Annotated in this window: 18 protein-coding genes; 9 read left to right on the top strand and 9 right to left on the bottom strand. The window is 67.1% G+C overall.

All coding sequences use genetic code 11. The features are described from left to right. Positions 1–126 precede the first annotated feature (126 nt). From GGR03_RS21570 to GGR03_RS21580, 3 genes are read right to left on the bottom strand one after another with little or no spacing between them, the layout of a single operon-like run. Positions 127–588, bottom strand: coding sequence for an HPr kinase/phosphorylase (locus GGR03_RS21570; protein WP_183210854.1), 462 nt, complete (start codon positions 586–588; stop codon positions 127–129). Further along, positions 585–2,405, bottom strand: a complete 1,821-nt coding sequence (locus GGR03_RS21575) for a stimulus-sensing domain-containing protein (RefSeq protein ID WP_183210855.1) — start codon at positions 2,403–2,405, stop codon at positions 585–587. Before GGR03_RS21575 ends, GGR03_RS21570 begins: the two co-directional genes overlap by 4 nt. A 19-nt stretch (positions 2,406–2,424) precedes the next feature. After that, the gene (locus GGR03_RS21580; protein WP_183210856.1) at positions 2,425–3,129 is read right to left on the bottom strand and encodes a response regulator transcription factor; all 705 of its coding nucleotides are present in this window, start codon (positions 3,127–3,129) and stop codon (positions 2,425–2,427) included. Between the two features lie 521 nt (positions 3,130–3,650). On the opposite strand from GGR03_RS21580, the gene GGR03_RS21585 reads away from it, so the two are divergent. From GGR03_RS21585 to GGR03_RS21610, 6 genes are all read left to right on the top strand, one after another. After that, positions 3,651–5,261: a phosphoenolpyruvate carboxykinase gene (locus GGR03_RS21585; RefSeq protein ID WP_183210857.1), complete on the top strand. Its 1,611-nt coding sequence runs from the start codon at positions 3,651–3,653 to the stop codon at positions 5,259–5,261. A gap of 159 nt (positions 5,262–5,420) precedes the next feature. Then, on the top strand, positions 5,421–5,855 hold the full coding sequence (gene arfB / locus GGR03_RS21590) for an alternative ribosome rescue aminoacyl-tRNA hydrolase ArfB (protein ID WP_183210858.1): 435 nt from the start codon (positions 5,421–5,423) through the stop codon (positions 5,853–5,855). A 173-nt stretch (positions 5,856–6,028) separates the two neighbouring features. Then, the gene (locus GGR03_RS21595) at positions 6,029–6,601 is read left to right on the top strand and encodes a fasciclin domain-containing protein (RefSeq protein ID WP_183210859.1); all 573 of its coding nucleotides are present in this window, start codon (positions 6,029–6,031) and stop codon (positions 6,599–6,601) included. Between the two features lie 227 nt (positions 6,602–6,828). Continuing rightward, complete coding sequence (gene msrB / locus GGR03_RS21600; protein WP_183210860.1) at positions 6,829–7,335, top strand: peptide-methionine (R)-S-oxide reductase MsrB; 507 nt, start codon at positions 6,829–6,831, stop codon at positions 7,333–7,335. 207 nt (positions 7,336–7,542) lie between these two features. After that, positions 7,543–7,977, top strand: a complete 435-nt coding sequence (locus tag GGR03_RS21605) for an Hsp20 family protein (RefSeq protein ID WP_183211073.1) — start codon at positions 7,543–7,545, stop codon at positions 7,975–7,977. Positions 7,978–8,010: 33 nt separating this feature from the next. Beyond that, positions 8,011–8,262, top strand: coding sequence for a BQ00720 family protein (locus GGR03_RS21610; RefSeq protein ID WP_183210861.1), 252 nt, complete (start codon positions 8,011–8,013; stop codon positions 8,260–8,262). A 112-nt stretch (positions 8,263–8,374) separates the two neighbouring features. Here GGR03_RS21610 and ptsN read toward each other — a convergent pair whose 3' ends face one another. The 6 genes from ptsN to lptC all read right to left on the bottom strand — a co-directional run bounded on the left by ptsN (position 8,375) and on the right by lptC (position 13,530). After that, on the bottom strand, positions 8,375–8,839 hold the full coding sequence (ptsN, locus tag GGR03_RS21615; protein WP_163043161.1) for a PTS IIA-like nitrogen regulatory protein PtsN: 465 nt from the start codon (positions 8,837–8,839) through the stop codon (positions 8,375–8,377). Between the two features lie 59 nt (positions 8,840–8,898). After that, positions 8,899–9,486, bottom strand: coding sequence for a ribosome hibernation-promoting factor, HPF/YfiA family (gene hpf, locus GGR03_RS21620; RefSeq protein ID WP_183210862.1), 588 nt, complete (start codon positions 9,484–9,486; stop codon positions 8,899–8,901). A 235-nt stretch (positions 9,487–9,721) separates the two neighbouring features. Continuing rightward, the gene (rpoN, locus tag GGR03_RS21625) at positions 9,722–11,203 is read right to left on the bottom strand and encodes an RNA polymerase factor sigma-54 (RefSeq protein ID WP_183210863.1); all 1,482 of its coding nucleotides are present in this window, start codon (positions 11,201–11,203) and stop codon (positions 9,722–9,724) included. A 172-nt stretch (positions 11,204–11,375) separates the two neighbouring features. Next, entirely contained in the window at positions 11,376–12,206 is an 831-nt protein-coding gene (lptB, locus tag GGR03_RS21630) for an LPS export ABC transporter ATP-binding protein (protein WP_418885002.1), read from the bottom strand. A 16-nt stretch (positions 12,207–12,222) separates the two neighbouring features. Beyond that, the gene (gene lptA, locus GGR03_RS21635; protein WP_183210864.1) at positions 12,223–12,831 is read right to left on the bottom strand and encodes a lipopolysaccharide transport periplasmic protein LptA; all 609 of its coding nucleotides are present in this window, start codon (positions 12,829–12,831) and stop codon (positions 12,223–12,225) included. Between the two features lie 3 nt (positions 12,832–12,834). Then, positions 12,835–13,530, bottom strand: a complete 696-nt coding sequence (gene lptC, locus GGR03_RS21640) for an LPS export ABC transporter periplasmic protein LptC (RefSeq protein ID WP_183211076.1) — start codon at positions 13,528–13,530, stop codon at positions 12,835–12,837. Between the two features lie 228 nt (positions 13,531–13,758). On the opposite strand from lptC, the gene sppA reads away from it, so the two are divergent. The 3 genes from sppA (at position 13,759) to GGR03_RS21655 (ending at position 15,637) form a co-directional block, all read left to right on the top strand. Next, positions 13,759–14,739: a signal peptide peptidase SppA gene (gene sppA, locus GGR03_RS21645; protein WP_183210865.1), complete on the top strand. Its 981-nt coding sequence runs from the start codon at positions 13,759–13,761 to the stop codon at positions 14,737–14,739. A gap of 107 nt (positions 14,740–14,846) precedes the next feature. After that, positions 14,847–15,128, top strand: coding sequence for an integration host factor subunit beta (locus GGR03_RS21650; RefSeq protein ID WP_183210866.1), 282 nt, complete (start codon positions 14,847–14,849; stop codon positions 15,126–15,128). Between the two features lie 140 nt (positions 15,129–15,268). Then, positions 15,269–15,637, top strand: coding sequence for a lipopolysaccharide assembly protein LapA domain-containing protein (locus GGR03_RS21655; RefSeq protein ID WP_183210867.1), 369 nt, complete (start codon positions 15,269–15,271; stop codon positions 15,635–15,637). The last annotated feature ends 1 nt before the right edge of the window (position 15,638 follow it).

Below are 15,638 nucleotides of genomic sequence, written 5' to 3' on the forward strand. Positions count from 1 at the left end.
CCGGGACCGCTCCGGCCCCGGAGGGCAACGGACGGCGGTCCGGCATATGGGCGCGCATCCTCACCATCTGGCTGGCGATACGCAAGTTAAATGATCGGCCGGAGGCGGCCGTCTTCCGGTACCGGCTCATCCGCCGGTCCGTGCGTCAGCAAGCGCCAGCGAGACGAGCACGTCGGCGCCGAAGGCCGCGGAGCGCGCCGGGAGCCGCACGCGGCGGATGACCGCGCCGAGGATCGTCTCCTCTTCATCAGACGCTTCGGGCATCCGGTCGATCGCATCCAGCTCGCAGAGGTCGACGACCAGGGATAGGGGGGCGGCAGGGGTTGCAGGTTCGGGGACGATGCCGACGCCCGAAATCTCGATCAGTCCGCGCAAAACATCCGGCGCGGAGAGGACGAGGCCCGTGGATGTCGCTTCGATCACCACCCGGTCGTCGCCGACCAGCCAGCTCTCCAGCCCGAGCGAGGCGGCGCGCCTGATTGCGGAGAGACAGAGCGCCGACTTGCCGCTGCGCGCCGGGCCGCGCACCAGGATGCCCATCCGGCCGACCAGCACCGCCGAGCCATGAACGTTCAGGCCCTCGCTCATTCCGCTGGCAGCGAGACGATGAAGCGCGCCCCCGCCACGCCGCCCGGCGCGGCGGGATCGATAATATTCTCGGCGCGGATCGTGCCGCCATGGGCTTCGACGATCTGCCGGCTGATCGACAGGCCGAGACCCGAATTCTGGCCGAACGCCTCGCCGGACGGACGGTCGGTATAGAAGCGCTCGAAGATCCGGTCGATGAACTCGGCCTGGATGCCCGGTCCGTTGTCCTCGACCGTCGCGACGACGCGCTGGCCGCGGCGCCGCAGCGAGACCTTGATCCGGCCGCTCTCGGGCGGAACGAACGAGCGGGCGTTCTCGATGAGGTTGGTGAAAACCTGGCTCAGCCGCAGATCGTGACCGGTGACGCTGTAGCCGCCTTTCACCGAGGCCGGCAGCGGCTGCGGCTCGAAACTGATCGACACGTTCCGCCCGTCGCGCCTGTGGCCGTGGGCGCCGTCGACGACGGAGCGCAACAGGCCGGCGAGATCGACCTTGGCGGCGATCTGCCGCGCGAGCTCGGCATCGAGCCGCGAGGCGTCGGCGATGTCGGTGATCAGCCGGTCGAGCCGCCGCACGTCGTGCTGGATGATCTCCAGCAGCCGTTCGCGCGAGGCCTCGTTGCGGGCGAGCGGCAGCGTCTCGACGGCACTGCGCAGGGACGTCAGCGGGTTCTTCAATTCGTGCGAGACGTCCGCGGCAAAGGATTCGATGGCGTCCATGCGGGCGTAGAGCGCGTTGGTCATGCCCCGCAGCGCCGTGGCGAGATTACCCACCTCGTCGGCGCGGTCGCCGAAATCGGGGATAGCCGTGCGCTCGTTCACCCCTCGCCGGACGCGGATGGCGGCGGCCGACAGCCGGCGCAGCGGCGTCGCGATGGTCGAGGCGAGCAGCGTCGACAGCACGATGACCACCACCGCCGCCACGGCGAAGACGCGCACGATCGCCATGCGCTCGGCCTGGACGATCTTGTCGATGTCGCCGCCCTGGGTGGACAGGAGAAGGACGCCGAGCACCGCCCGGAAGCGCTGGATCGGCACGGCGACCGAGACGATCAGTTCGCCCCCTTCGGTCGCCCGCACGACGCTCGCCGGCCCGCCGGTGAGGGCGTTCATCACCTCCGGATACGCAGTGCCCGAACCGCCGGGGGTCTCGCGATAGACCGGCAGGTCGCTGCGCTGGAACAGCCGGCGCACGAACGACACCGTCTCCTCGAGGAAGGAGGGTTCCTCGTCAGCCACAGGCGGCAGGTCGTAGCGCAGGATCTGGCCGCGCGAATAGAGATGCCGGGAATCGAGGATCAGATTGGCGTCGCGGTCGTAGAGCCGGGCGCGGGTGCGGGTCGGGGAGATCAGCCGGCGCAGCAGCGGCGCGACACGTTCGGGGTTGATCGGAAACTCCAGGCTTTCCGCCGTGTCGGAACCCGGCGCCAGCGTGTCGCCGGCCTGGAGCTCGAGCAGCCGCTCGGGGTCGAGCGTGATCGAATTGGTTTCGACCGTCGCCGACGAGGCGATCGCGCTCGCGATGATCTCGCCCTGGGTGAGCAGGCTTTCGACGCGGGCGTCGATCAGCCCGGCGCGGAACTGGTTGAGATAGAGGATGCCGGAGACGAGGACGATCAGGGCGACGAGGTTGAGGAAGACGATGCGCCGTGTCAGCGACGAGAAGATCGTGTGCCCCAGCGCCCAGCGCATGCGGTAGAGCACCCGGCGGATGAACGGCAGCCGCCGCAGGCGCTTGCGCATGGCAAGGTCGCGCGGCGGCCGCCGCACGCCCGCGCGCCGGCCTTCATCCTCGTGGGAACCTGAGATCGATACCATCGGTGGCCTTTGCGCCGCTTCAGGTTTCCCGGAAGCGATAGCCGACGCCGTAGAGCGTCTCGATCATGTCGAAGTCGTCGTCGATCACCTTGAACTTCTTGCGCAGCCGCTTGATGTGGCTGTCGATGGTGCGGTCGTCGACATAGACCTGCTCGTCGTAGGCGGCGTCCATCAGCGCGTCGCGGCTCTTCACCACGCCCGGGCGCTGCGCCAGGGAATGCAGGATCAGGAACTCGGTCACCGTCAGGGTCACCGGCCGGCCCATCCAGGTGCAGGTATGACGCTCCTGATCCATCACCAGCTGGCCGCGCTCCAGCGAGGATTCCGGCGTGGCCGCGGCGCTCTTGCCGGCGTTGTCGCGTGGCTGGCCGCGGCGCAGGATGGCCCGCACCCGCTCGACCAGCAGCCGCTGCGAGAAGGGCTTCCGGATATAGTCGTCGGCGCCCATCTTGAGCCCGAACAATTCGTCGATCTCCTCGTCCTTGGACGTCAGGAAGATGACGGGGATGTCGGATTTCTGTCGCAGGCGACGGAGCAGTTCCATCCCGTCCATGCGGGGCATCTTGATGTCGAAGATCGCCAGTTGCGGCGGCCGCGACTGCAGGCCCTCCAGGGCGGACGCACCGTCCGTGTAGGTCTCGACGCGGTAGCCCTCGCTTTCGAGGGCGATCGATACCGAGGTGAGGATGTTCCTGTCGTCGTCGACAAGAGCGATCGTTGGCATTGCGGTCTTCTCCAGTTTCCACCCTCCCGGCGGTCGTGAGGCCGTCAGGTGGGCAGCCGGCGCCTCATTCTATCGGCGGCGCCTGCCGTCCGTAGGTTCGGGAAGGCTGCCGATCGGCGGCGGCCGTCCAGAACGGCGCGAGTCGCGTCATCAATCTGCGCTAAATGTGGCAGGAAGCGAAGATTACAAAGACGTAACGTCAGATTCCGGGGAAAACCTCAGGATTTCCGGTGGGTTTTGTTCGTCGCCGGAGCCCGCGTCGCACCTCGGTTGACGCTCTGCGTGTGAAAGGAAGCGCGGCGTCCGCCCCAAAGTTCCGCGAAAGAAATTTTCCAAGATCGGCGTTCATCGCGCCAGCATCGAACCGATTGAATCGGAAGATGACACTGCTAAATCGATTAACTACCTGTCAGCGCTAAGGAAATTCGGGCGGGACAGCTTGATGAACGGTCGCCTTCGCAGTATCTAGCTGCAAGCAGCCGCTCCGGGCGGGGGCGCGCGAATTCTATGGGGAGATCACCGTGGACGAGATCGGCACGCGCAATCCGCACAGCGGCATCGAGACGACCGGACTGGAGGGAGTGTCTTCCCTGCGGTGGAACCTGCCGTCGGCCGAACTGGTCGAGACCGCGATCCGGCGGGGCGAGGGCCGGCTGACCGCCCATGGCGCGCTGGTCGTCACCACCGGCCGGCATACCGGCCGCTCTCCGAGGGACAAGTTCGTCGTGCGGGACGAGGCCACGGACGACGTCGTCTGGTGGGACAACAACAAGCCGATGGAACCGGCGGCCTTCGAGCAGCTCTATGCGGACTTCAAGGAGCATGCGCGCGGTCGCGACCTGTTCGTGCAGGACCTCATCGGCGGTGCCGACGCGCAGAACGCGATCCGCGTCCGCGTCGTGACCGAATATGCCTGGCATGCCCTGTTCATCCGCAACCTGCTGATCCGCCCGACGGTGGAACAGCTGGCGGATTTCGTCCCGGACATGACCGTCATCGATCTCGCCTCGTTCAAGGCCGATCCCGAACGGCATGCCTGCCGCTCCGAGACCGTCATCGGCTGCGATCTCTCCCGCAATATCGTGCTGATCGGCGGGACGACCTATGGCGGCGAGATGAAGAAGTCGGTCTTCACCGCACTGAACTACCAGCTGCCCGGTCGCGGCGTCATGCCGATGCACTGCTCGGCCAATGTCGGCCCCGATGGCGACGTGGCGATCTTCTTCGGCCTGTCGGGCACCGGCAAGACGACACTCTCCGCAGATCCGCACCGCACGCTGATCGGCGACGACGAGCATGGCTGGGGCGAGGACGGCATCTTCAATTTCGAGGGCGGCTGCTACGCCAAGACGATCAATCTCTCGCCCAAGGCCGAGCCCGAGATCTTCGCGACGACGCGCCGCTTCGGCACCGTCCTCGAGAACGTCGTCCTCGACAAGAATCTGGTCCCGGACTTCGCCGACTCCTCGCTGACCGAGAACACCCGCGCCGCCTATCCGCTCGACTTCATCCCCAATGCCAGCGAGACCGGGCGCGCCGGTCATCCGAAGAACATCATCATGCTCACCGCCGATGCCTTCGGCGTGATGCCGCCGATCGCGCGGCTGACGCCGGCCGAGGCGATGTACCACTTCCTGTCCGGCTACACCGCCAAGGTGGCGGGGACCGAAAAGGGCGTGACCGAGCCGGAGGCGACCTTCTCGACCTGTTTCGGCGCGCCGTTCATGCCCCGGCACCCGTCCGAATACGGCAATCTCCTGCGTGACCTCATCGCCCGCCACGAGGTCGACTGCTGGCTGGTCAACACCGGCTGGACCGGGGGCGCCTACGGCACCGGCCAGCGCATGCCGATCGGCGTGACGCGGACCCTGCTGGCAGCGGTGCTGGACGGCAGCCTGAAGAACGCCGAGTTTCGCACCGACGCCAATTTCGGCTTCAAGGTCCCGGTGGCGGTCGAAGGGGTCGACAGTGCGATCCTCGATCCGCGTTCGACCTGGGCGGATACGGCGGCCTACGACGCGCAGGCGCGCAAGCTGGTCGAGATGTTCAGCCGCAATTTCGAGAAGTTCGAGCAGCATGTCGATCGCGACGTGATGGACGCGGCCCCGAACCTGCAGCTCGCGGCCGAGTAGGCGCCGCTGCGCCACCCCTTGTCTGAGACGGGGGCGGCTCGGCCATCCAGCCGGGGCGTCGCCGTTTCCTGAGGATCGCGCTCCCGCTTACGGCGATTCTCGGCTATCTCCTCGGGGGCGGCTGGTGCTGCCGCCCGCAAGGAGGAAGACCGCCCCGTCATGGCAGCCGCGAACGATCTTCAGGTCACCAGCCGGGTGATCATCCCCGAGGCCGCTCTCGAGGAGCAGTTCATCCGTGCCGGCGGACCGGGCGGGCAGAACGTCAACAAGGTGTCGACGGCGGTGCAGCTGCGCTTCCAGGCCTCCCGCTGCGAGGCTGTGCCGCCGGATGCGCGACGACGGCTGCTGAAGCTTGCCGGTCGGCGTGCCACGAAGGACGGCGACATACTGATCGAGGCGTCGCGCTTCCGCAGCCAGGACCGCAACCGCGAGGATGCCCGCGAACGGCTGGCCGAGCTGGTGCGCGAAGCCTTGAAGCCGCCGCCGCCGCCGCGTCGCAAGACCAAGCCCACCCGCGGCTCCGTCGAGCGGCGGCTGAAGGCGAAGAAGGGTCGCGGCGACATCAAGCGCAATCGCGGCCCGGTGGCCGACTGAGCCGGCGCGTTGCGGAATGTTCACTCGCGGATCGTTCCGCCCGGAGCATCACGTCGGCCCAAACTTACTGTGATGAGCAAAGGCGAAGCCCTGCCGTCCGGCCTCCCGTAACTGTTGCGACTTCCCCACGGAAGCGGCGGTCCCAGGACCGGCAACACAGGGAGAAAACCATCATGCTGAAGACCCTCATCCGCAGCACCGCCTTCGCCTCATTGATCGCCGTCAGCGCCGCCGGCATGTCCACCGGCGCCGTGGCGCAGGACATGCCGATGGTCGGTGGCGTCGCCATGGACCCGGCCAAGACTATCGTCGAGAACGCCTCGGCGGCGCCCAACCTTTCGACGCTGGTCGCGGCCGTCACGGCTGCCGGTCTCGCCGAGACCCTGAGCGGCGAGGGTCCCTTCACGGTCTTCGCGCCGACCAACGCGGCCTTCGAGAAGCTGCCCGACGGCACCGTCGAGGAGCTCCTGAAGCCGGAGAACAAGGCACAGCTGACCAAGATCCTGACCTATCACGTGGTCCCGGCGGCAGCGACGTCCGAGGCCGCGATGAAGATGATCGAGGACGATGGCGGCGAGCACCCGGCGCCGACCGTGGCGGGCGAGACTATCAGCCTGTCGATGGAAGGTGACAGCATCATCGTCACGGACGCGCAGGGCAACAAGGCGACGGTCGAGCAGGCGGACGTGATGCAGTCGAACGGCGTCGTCCACGTCATCGACACCGTCCTGATGCCCGCGGACTGATCAAGACCTGGCCGCGCATCGGCGCCGGCCAGGGAACCGGGCTCCGCATCGTCCCCCGGGATGGCGCGGAGCCTGCGGCTTCCCATCCAGGGGCTGTTGCCGGGCAGGCGCCGAACACAATGCGGTGCGCTCCCGGTGTCCCCCTTGCGGTAACGGCCGGCAATGCCGACCATCTCACGCTGCGGGACGCAGTCCCGAGCCCGACGAACCGAGCAAGGAGATCGAGCATGCTGAGGCGCAACGTTCTGTTGACGGGAGCCGCCGCCGCGGTCGTCGCGATCGGTGGCGGGCTGTTCAGCCGCAGCCGGGCGGCGAGCGAGTCGGAGTTTCCGGTATCCTTCACACCCGAGGAATGGCGCCAGCGCCTGACCCCGGAACAGTTTGCCGTGCTGCGCGAGGAGGCGACCGAACGGCCGTTTTCCAGCGAACTCAACGACAACAAGCAGAGCGGCCTCTATGCCTGCGCCGGCTGCGACACGCCGGTGTACTCGTCGGAGACGAAGTTCGATTCCGGCACCGGCTGGCCGAGCTTCTGGGCGCCTCTGTCGGACGAGGCGGTGCAGACCCGCACCGACTACAGGCTGATCCTGCCGCGCACGGAAGTCCACTGCGCCACCTGCGGCGGTCATTTCGGCCATATCTTCGACGACGGGCCTGCACCCACCGGCAAGCGCCATTGCCTCAACGGCGTCGCGCTGGCCTTCAAGCCGGGCGCGACCGGCACGGCGTCCTGATCACCGCCAGCGCTCTTTCGAGGGCGCTGGTGATCCGTCTGGCGCCGTTGAGGAATGCGTAACTGATCTGCGCAACCATCCGTGACGAAGACGACAACGCATTGAAGGGCAACGATCGGAACGCCATATGAGCCGGGTAGAGGAAAGGCGGTGCCGCAAACGGGCCGCTTCTCCGACAAGTCGCTTGTCAAAGGACTTTGTACGCCCATGAGCCGTATGACGCCGTTTTCCAGCCCGTTGCTGCTCGGCTTCGACAGTGTCGAGAAGACGCTCGAACGCATAGCAAAGGCCGGCGACGGCTATCCTCCCTACAACATCGAACGCGTCCGCGCTTCGGTGTCGTCCGATGCCCCGCAGGATCTGATCCGGATCACGCTCGCCGTGGCCGGGTTTCGTCCCGAGGACCTCGAGGTGACGACCGAGGAAAACCAGCTGCTGATCCGCGGACGGCAGAACGACGACGCCGAACGGGAGTTTCTGCACCGCGGTATCGCGGCGCGGCAGTTCCAGAAGTGCTTCCTGCTGGCGGAGGGAATGCGGATCATCGGCGCGCAGCTGAAGAACGGCCTGCTGCTCATTGACCTCGCCAAGCCCGAACCGGAGCGGATCATCCGGAAAATCGAGATTGCGGTCGAAGACTGACCGGGTCCCGCGTTGGCCTTGAAAGGAAACGTTATGATCGACCACAACATTGCTATCAGCGAGGCCGATCTGGCAGCCATCGGCGAGGGTGATCTCGCCTATCTGCGCCAGATGTCTTCCGACGACATTCGCGCCCGCTTCCCGACCGCCCAGGCCATCCGGCCGGGCCTGCGGCTCTGGGCGCTGTTCTCCGCCGACGGCACGCCGCTCGCGGTCTCCGACGACCGCGGCAGCATCCTCGCCAGCGCCGACGAGAACGAGCTGCGGACGGTGAGCATCCACTGATCGCCGAACGACGATCGTTTTTCGAGAAAGCGGGCGGCCCGGCGGGCACGTCCGCTTTTTTCGTTTGGGGGTCTGGTGGGTTCTGGAGAAGCAGTCTCGGGCGGGCGCGGCCTCAGGCGGCGTTCTTGGCCGAGGCGCTGGTCATCAGCGCGTAGATCGCGCCGGCATCGCGCGAGGCCCGGATCTGGCCCACCGTTTCCGGATTGCGCAGCAGACGGGCAACCTTCGACAGCGCCTTCAGGTGGTCGGCGCCGGATCCCTCCGGCGCCAGGAGCAGGAAGACAAGATCGACCGGCTGGTCATCCAGCGCGTCGAACTCGACCGGACGGCTGAGCCGGGCGAAGACCCCGACGATGTGGTCGAGGCCTTCGAGCTTGCCGTGCGGGATGGCGATGCCGTTGCCGACACCGGTCGAGCCGAGCTTCTCACGCTGAAGGATCGTCTCGAAGATCTCGCGCTCCGGCCGGCCGGTCAGCTCTGCGGCCTTCTCGGCCAACTCCTGCAGTACCTGCTTCTTGGAGTTGGCCCGAAGGCCCGGCAGGATCGCGGCCGGTTCGATGAGCATCTCGAAATCCATCGCTGAACTGCCTCTTGCTGCGGAGCGCGTCACCCTGGCCGACAAAGCTTGTGTGGCGCTCAAGCGTCGCCTGCCTTGGCGTAGGAGGAGGGGTCTACCCAGCCATAATTGCCATCCGGGCGGCGGAAGACGATGTTGAGGTCGCCCGACTTGGCATTGCGGAACAGGACCACCGGTCCGTCCTGCCGGTCGAGTTCCATCACCGCACCCGCCACCGAGAGCGTGCCGACCTTGAGCGTCGTCTCGGCGATGATCGCCGGAGAATAATCCTCCGGGACCTCGTCTTCCGGCTCGTCGGGAATCGCCGCCATGACCGAATACGCCATGTCGCGCTGCTGCCCGTTGGCATGCAGATGGTGATCCTTCAGGCGCCTCTTGTAGCGCCGCAGGCGCTTCTCGATGCGTTCGGCCGCATCCGCGAAACAGGCTTCCGGATCGTGCGCCTGGCCGGCGGCCTGGAACACCACTCCAGTGTCTAGATGCACGGTGCAATCGGTGGAGAAGCGCGGGCCGTCCTTGGAGACGACCACGGTGCTGGAGAAATTGCCGTCGAAATATTTGTCGACGGCATCGCCCAGCCGCTGCTCGATCCGTGCGCGGAACGCCTCGCCGACGTCCATGTGCTTGCCCGAAACGCGAATACTCATTCTTGAACTCCCTTGCGGTGACCTGGCACCGGTTCTGCCCATTCTACGACAAACGTCTGGCGACGCCCTTCGGTGCCGTGTCGGCGTCGTATTTCGTAGGGGCGTGTAGTCGGGGCGGCAGGCTCGAACCCAATGGAGAAGTGGCGCCTTCTAGGAACCTTCGCCAGGGGTGTCAACGCGCGGCCCTCCTGCCGACGGGCCATCCCGCCGATACCGGGGCGGCCGCTTCCATGCGTCAGGACGCCAGCCGGCGCGCGTTCATCTCGCGCCGGCGCTGGATGGACGAGGGGATTCCCAGTGCCTCGCGATATTTCGCCACAGTGCGCCGCGCGAGGTCGATGCCTTCATCCCGCAGCACCGCCGCGATGTCGTCGTCGGACATGACCTTGCCCTGGCTCTCGGCGTCGATCAGCAGCTTGATCCGGTGCTTGACGCTCTCGGCCGAATGGGCGTCGCCGCCATTCACCGAGGCGATCGCCACGGTGAAGAAGAACCGCATGTCGAAGGTGCCGCGAGGGGTGGAGATGAACTTGCTGGCGGTGACGCGGCTGACCGTCGATTCGTGCATGCCGATCGCCTCGGCGACCGACATCAGCGTCATCGGGCGCAGGCCGCCGATGCCGCGCGTCAGGAAGCCGTCCTGGCGTCGGACGATCTCGCTTGCGACCTTCACGATCGTCTTTGCCCGCTGGTCGAGCGAGCGGATCAGCCAGTTCGCCGATTGGTGGCACTCGCCGATGAAGCTGCGGTCTTCGTCCGAAAGCCGGCCGCGACGCACGATCTTCAGATAGTCGTTGTCGACGAGGACGCGCGGCAGGGCCTCCGGGTTCAGCTCGACCTGCCAGCCGCCGTCGGCGGCTGCCGTGACCAGCACGTCCGGAACGATGGCTTCGGGCCCGTGATGATCGAAGGCATGGCCGGGCTTGGGGTCCAGCGCGCGTATCTCGGAGAGGATTTCCATCAGCCCCGATTCGTCCTCGCCCGTCAGGCGGCGCAGTTGCGCGAAATCGCGGCGCGCCAGAAGGTCGAGATTGGCGAGGACGGTGCGCATGACCGGATCGAGCCGGTCCTGACGCTGCAGCTGCAGGGCGAGGCACTCCGAAAGATCGCGGGCGAACAGCCCGGCCGGCGTCGCCTCACGCTGGAGCTGCGCCAGGACCGCCTCCACCGTTCCGACCTCCACCCCGAGCTCGGCGGCGACGATTTCCGTCGCCCGCCACAGATAGCCGTTCTCGTCGAGATGCTCGACCAGGGCTTCGCCGAGCTTGCGCTCGATGCCGGGCGCCAGCGCGTCGGCGACCTCGTTCAGCGCGTGCGCGTGCAGCGACGGCCGGCGTTCGGCTAGGTCGTCGATGCTGAAATCGCCATCCGCCGCAAGGATCCGTCCCTCGCCCCGCGTCGCCGGGGCCGGGCCGCGTGCCGGCCGGGAGACGGGATCGTCCTCGCGCCCGGAAAAGCCGCTCTCATAAGCCGCGCCGTCGCTTTCCGCACCGGTGACCTGACGCTCGCTTGTATCCTGGACAGGCGGCGGAACGGGCGGGTCGGCGACGGCATTCGCCGGCTCGTAGGAGAGCAGCGGATTGCGCTCCATCTCGGTCTCGACGAAGCTCTGCAGTTCCAGATGGCTGTACTGCAGCAAACGGATCGACTGCAGCAGCTGGGGTGTCATCACCAGCGACTGGGTCTGCCGCATCTGCAGTCGGGCCGAAAGAGCCATGAACCCCGATCAATTCGCCTGGAGCCGGTCGGCCCGCCCTTTCGGGCAGCCCGCGTCGGGTCCGGCGCCACCCCCTTGTCCCGCACGATGCGGGTGACGGCGCCATCCCCGCATCAAAGCGGCTGTCGAACTTCCTTGTCAATCGGAACCGCGCGAGGCGGCCCGACGCACGTCAGAAGCTGAACTGGTCCCCGAGATAGAATCGCCGCACGTCGACATTGTCGACGATCTGCTGCGGGCTGCCGTGGGTGAGCACGGCGCCGGCATGCATGATGTAGGCCCGGTCGATCAGGCCCAGCGTCTCGCGCACGTTGTGGTCGGTGATCAGGACGCCGATGCCGCGCTTGGTGAGATGCCGGACCAGGCCCTGGATGTCCGAGACGGCGATCGGGTCGACGCCGGCGAAGGGCTCGTCGAGCAGCATGAAGGTCGGCTTGGAGGCCAGCGCGCGCGCAATCTCGCAGCGCCGCCGCTCGCCGCCGGAGAGCGACGTCGAGGCCTGCTTGCGCAGGTGCTCGATGTTGAATTCCTGCAGCAGGCTGGTCAGTTCCCGCTCGCGCGTCGCCTTGTCCTTCTCGACCACTTCGAGCACGGCGCGGATATTGTCCTCGACGGAGAGGCCGCGGAAGATCGAGGCTTCCTGCGGCAGGTAGCCGATGCCGAGCCGGGCGCGGCGATACATCGGGATCTGGGTGATGTCGTGCCCGTCGAGCAGGATGTTGCCCTTGTCCACCGGCACCAGCCCGGTGATCATGTAGAAGCAGGTGGTCTTGCCGGCGCCGTTCGGTCCGAGCAGGCCGACGGCTTCGCCGCGTCGCACCGCGATCCCGACATCGTCCACGACGCGCCGGCCCCGGTAGGTCTTGGTGAGGTTTGCTGCGACGAGGGTTCCCTCGGCGTTGGCAAAGCGCGGGCCGGCCTTGTTGCCGGCCGCAGCGGACGGCGGGCCTGCCCGCGGCTTGTCCGCCACGTCGGCGGCGGCGCGCTGGGCGGTCTGTGCGATCGTCACGCAGCCGGCCTCAGTTCGTCGCCGCGCCGTCGGACTGCCCGTCGGGGCTGAGCATGAGCCGCACTCGGCCGTTGCTGCCGCCCTCGCCGCAGGCGCTTTCGAGGCGAGCGAGGCCGGTATCCATCTGGATCGTCAGCTTGCAGCCTTCGGCGATGTTCTCGCCCTGGCTGAGCACGACATTGCCGGTCATCACCACGAGCTGGCTGGTCATGTCGAACGAGGCCTGTTCGGCGGTCGCCACCTGGTCGACCGACTTGACGTAGACCTTTCCGGTCGCTTCGAGCCGGTCGATCTGGTTCGAGCCGCCCGGCAGCGCACCGCCGCGTGCCGGTGCGGCCTCGCCGTCCTCGGGCTTCTTGTAATGCACGACGAGCTTGCCGCTCCGCAGCTCGGTGTCGCCCTGCGCCACCGCGACATTGCCGGTAAAGGTGGCGACCGCCTGGGCGTCGTCGACGTCGAGCAGGTTCGATTCGATCGAGATCGGCTGGTCGCCGTCGAGCTGCAGGCCGGTGAAACTGCTGCCGAGCCCTTCCTGGGCAAAAGCGCCAGGGGCGCCGACCGCAGCGAGGAAGACAGCCGCGACGAATGGCGCCGCGCGACGTAGGACGAAGGCTTGCATGATCTACTCGCTCTTGAAGGCTTGTTTGTCGTCCGACCCTGGCTGCGACGGCGCAATCACCATCTTCACCCGGCCGCCGAAGGAAAGGACTTTACCACCCTCGGACACGTTGAGGGAGCTGGATCGGATGGTCTGGTTGGGCGTGTCGATCTCCACCGGGCCACCGCCCTGCATGGAACCGGCGGCAAGGTCGATGTCGGCCGTCGCGAGCCGGATCGCGATGCCGTTGCTCGTCTCGACCTCGATCCCGTCCGTCAGCCGCAGCTTGTTGGTTTCCGAATCGTAGAAGCCGGCGGCGGCGGTGATGTCGGCGGTGGTGTCGTCGCCGACGAACAGCGTGGCAGCGACCTTCTCCAGATCGACGCCACCGCCCGTCAGCGACTGGAATGCGCGTTCGGCGCGCATCTCGTACGGCCGTTCCTGGCTGTCGACACCGGACATGCGGGGATCCTGCATGACCACGCGTCCGTCCTGGATCGAGGTCCCCGTCACCGAGATTTCTCCCGGCAGGCTGCGGGCGAGCCAGGTGGTGACGACGCCGACCACGACGATGATCGCGGCGGTCAGCGGGAGGGCGATCTTCAGACGGCGCACCAGGCGCGAATGGCGCCGTGCCCGCGCGAACTCGCGCTCGCTGCGGCTCGCGGTCGGGGCGAGCGGCGAAGCCGGAGTCGCGGAGGGCGCCTGCGTGTTGTTCATCTGCACCGTGATCAAGCTTTCCCCGATCCGTCGCCCGCTTCCGGATGGGAGGCGACTGAGACGTCGGCGAACCGTGATGGGACGCGTTTCACACCAATATGGGGTTTTTACGTCGGCGCCCAGTTACTGCGGCATATTCCTAACCATAGGGAATGAACGTTTCGTGAGCCTTCACAGGCACCCCGGTTCAAGCTAACGCTCGCGCAGTCAAACGCGAGGGAGGCCGAGATGGCCGCAACCACCGAGGATCTGATCGACCGCCGCCGCCTGCGCGGCAAGCTGCGCTTCTGGCGGGTGGCGGCAATCGTCGTCGTCGCGCTGGCCGTCCTCGCCGTTCCGTTGTTCGGCTGGAAGGGCACGATCTTGCCGCGCGAGCAGATCGCGCGGGTCGAGATCGAGGGCATGATTTTGGAGGATCGCAAGCTCCTGGAACTCCTGGAACGGCTCAAGGACGAGGATTCCGTCAAGGCCGTGGTCCTGCGCATCGACTCTCCCGGCGGCACGACGGTCGGCGGCGAGTCGATCTACGAGGCAGTACGTGCCATTGCCGCGGTAAAGCCGGTCGTGGCGGAAGTCGGGACGCTGGCGGCATCTGCCGGCTACATGATCGCCGCCGGCGCCGACCACATCGTCGCGCGGCGGACCTCGATCGTCGGATCGATCGGCGTGATCTTTCAGTATGTCGACGCCTCCACGCTGCTGAACACGATCGGCGTCGAGGTCAATGCGATCAAGTCGGCGCCGCTGAAGGCCGAGCCGTCACCTTTCGCGCCGGCGAGCGAGGAAGCCAAGCAGATGATCGGCCGGCTGGTCATGGATACCTATGACTGGTTCGTCGCCCTCGTCGCCGAGCGCCGCGGGCTGAGCCAGGCGGACACTCTGGTGCTGGCCGACGGCTCGGTGTTCAGCGGTCATCAGGGCCTGGAGAACCGTCTGGTCGACGCCTTGGGCGGCGAGGACGAGGTGCGGGCATGGCTCGAAGCCGAGCGCGGGGTGCCGGCCGGCCTCGACTTCGTCGACCGCGAGCCCGAAAAGGAGGGCGACGGGTTCTTCTCGATCTTCACCCAGGCCCGTTCGGGCGTCTTCGCGGCGCTGGGTCTCGACCCGCGGGCGGCCTCGCTGGAGGATGCGCTGCTGCGGCGGGCCGGTCACCTTGACGGGCTGGTGTCGCTCTGGCAGCCTTCACGAACACGTGTGACGTCGCAGTAAGTGATGGAAATGGCCCGGGTTTCGATCGGCCGTCTGGGACGGGCGCGGCACCATGGCCGAAGCAGCGTCCGAGGCGGCGCGACAGGTCTCGGGAAGGGGAACTCGTCTTGATCAAGTCGGAACTCGTGCAGGCGATCGCCAGCCGCAACCCCCATCTCTACCAGCGCGACGTCGAGACCATCGTCAACGCCATCTTCGACGAGATCACCGCAGCGCTCTGTGACTCCAACCGCGTCGAGCTGCGCGGCTTCGGGGCCTTCTCCGTCAAGAACAGGCCGCCCCGCTCAGGGCGCAATCCCCGGACCGGCGAGGCCGTCGAGGTGGAAGAGAAGTGGGTGCCGTTCTTCAAGGCGGGCAAGGAGTTGCGCGAGCGGCTCAACGGTCGCTAGGCGTCGAAGGCCGGCACGAGGCGCCCTCGGGCGTTGACGGCCCGGGCGCGGCGCCCATGTTTGTTTCTGAGCCGATGGCGGCGGACGCTGCCGGCAACAGAGCCCGGACCCGGTGACGGGACGGGCGCGAGGCGGAGCCCATGATCTCGAGAATTCTCACCCTCGTCATTCTTATTCCGCTGGCGATCCTGCTGGTGGTGTTCTGCGTCGCCAACCGCCAGATGGTCCCGGTCTCGCTGGATCCGATCGGCACCCTGCCGCAATTCGCCTTCGCCGCGCCGCTGTTCATCCTGCTGATGGGCGCCGTCATTCTCGGCGTCGTCCTCGGCGGCCTCGGCACCTGGTTCACCCAGGCGCATTACCGCCGCAAGTCGTGGAAGCGCAAATACGAGGTCGAACGGCTGCGCCGCGAGGCCGACGAAAGCCGCGCCAGGCTTCGCCAGATCGAGGAAGAACGGGCCCGCGCCGGTTCCGGGTCGACCGCTCTGGTCACCTCCCAGGCCGCCTGAA

The organism is Aurantimonas endophytica (assembly GCF_014196845.1).
Classification (GTDB): Bacteria; Pseudomonadota; Alphaproteobacteria; order Rhizobiales; family Rhizobiaceae; genus Aurantimonas; species Aurantimonas endophytica.

Excerpts from the sequence above, each read along its gene's own strand:
- ptsN (WP_163043161.1), bottom strand. The coding sequence starts at position 8,839 with ATGGATTTCGAGATGCTCATCGAACCGGCCGCGATCCTGCCGGGCCTT.
- arfB (WP_183210858.1), top strand. The coding sequence starts at position 5,421 with ATGGCAGCCGCGAACGATCTTCAGGTCACCAGCCGGGTGATCATCCCC.
- rpoN (WP_183210863.1), bottom strand. The coding sequence starts at position 11,203 with ATGGCTCTTTCGGCCCGACTGCAGATGCGGCAGACCCAGTCGCTGGTG.
- GGR03_RS21580 (WP_183210856.1), bottom strand. The coding sequence starts at position 3,129 with ATGCCAACGATCGCTCTTGTCGACGACGACAGGAACATCCTCACCTCG.
- GGR03_RS21610 (WP_183210861.1), top strand. The coding sequence starts at position 8,011 with ATGATCGACCACAACATTGCTATCAGCGAGGCCGATCTGGCAGCCATC.
- lptC (WP_183211076.1), bottom strand. The coding sequence starts at position 13,530 with ATGAACAACACGCAGGCGCCCTCCGCGACTCCGGCTTCGCCGCTCGCC.
- GGR03_RS21655 (WP_183210867.1), top strand. The coding sequence starts at position 15,269 with ATGATCTCGAGAATTCTCACCCTCGTCATTCTTATTCCGCTGGCGATC.
- msrB (WP_183210860.1), top strand. The coding sequence starts at position 6,829 with ATGCTGAGGCGCAACGTTCTGTTGACGGGAGCCGCCGCCGCGGTCGTC.
- sppA (WP_183210865.1), top strand. The coding sequence starts at position 13,759 with ATGGCCGCAACCACCGAGGATCTGATCGACCGCCGCCGCCTGCGCGGC.
- GGR03_RS21570 (WP_183210854.1), bottom strand. The coding sequence starts at position 588 with ATGAGCGAGGGCCTGAACGTTCATGGCTCGGCGGTGCTGGTCGGCCGG.
- lptA (WP_183210864.1), bottom strand. The coding sequence starts at position 12,831 with ATGCAAGCCTTCGTCCTACGTCGCGCGGCGCCATTCGTCGCGGCTGTC.
- GGR03_RS21605 (WP_183211073.1), top strand. The coding sequence starts at position 7,543 with ATGAGCCGTATGACGCCGTTTTCCAGCCCGTTGCTGCTCGGCTTCGAC.
- hpf (WP_183210862.1), bottom strand. The coding sequence starts at position 9,486 with ATGAGTATTCGCGTTTCGGGCAAGCACATGGACGTCGGCGAGGCGTTC.
- GGR03_RS21595 (WP_183210859.1), top strand. The coding sequence starts at position 6,029 with ATGCTGAAGACCCTCATCCGCAGCACCGCCTTCGCCTCATTGATCGCC.
- GGR03_RS21575 (WP_183210855.1), bottom strand. The coding sequence starts at position 2,405 with ATGGTATCGATCTCAGGTTCCCACGAGGATGAAGGCCGGCGCGCGGGC.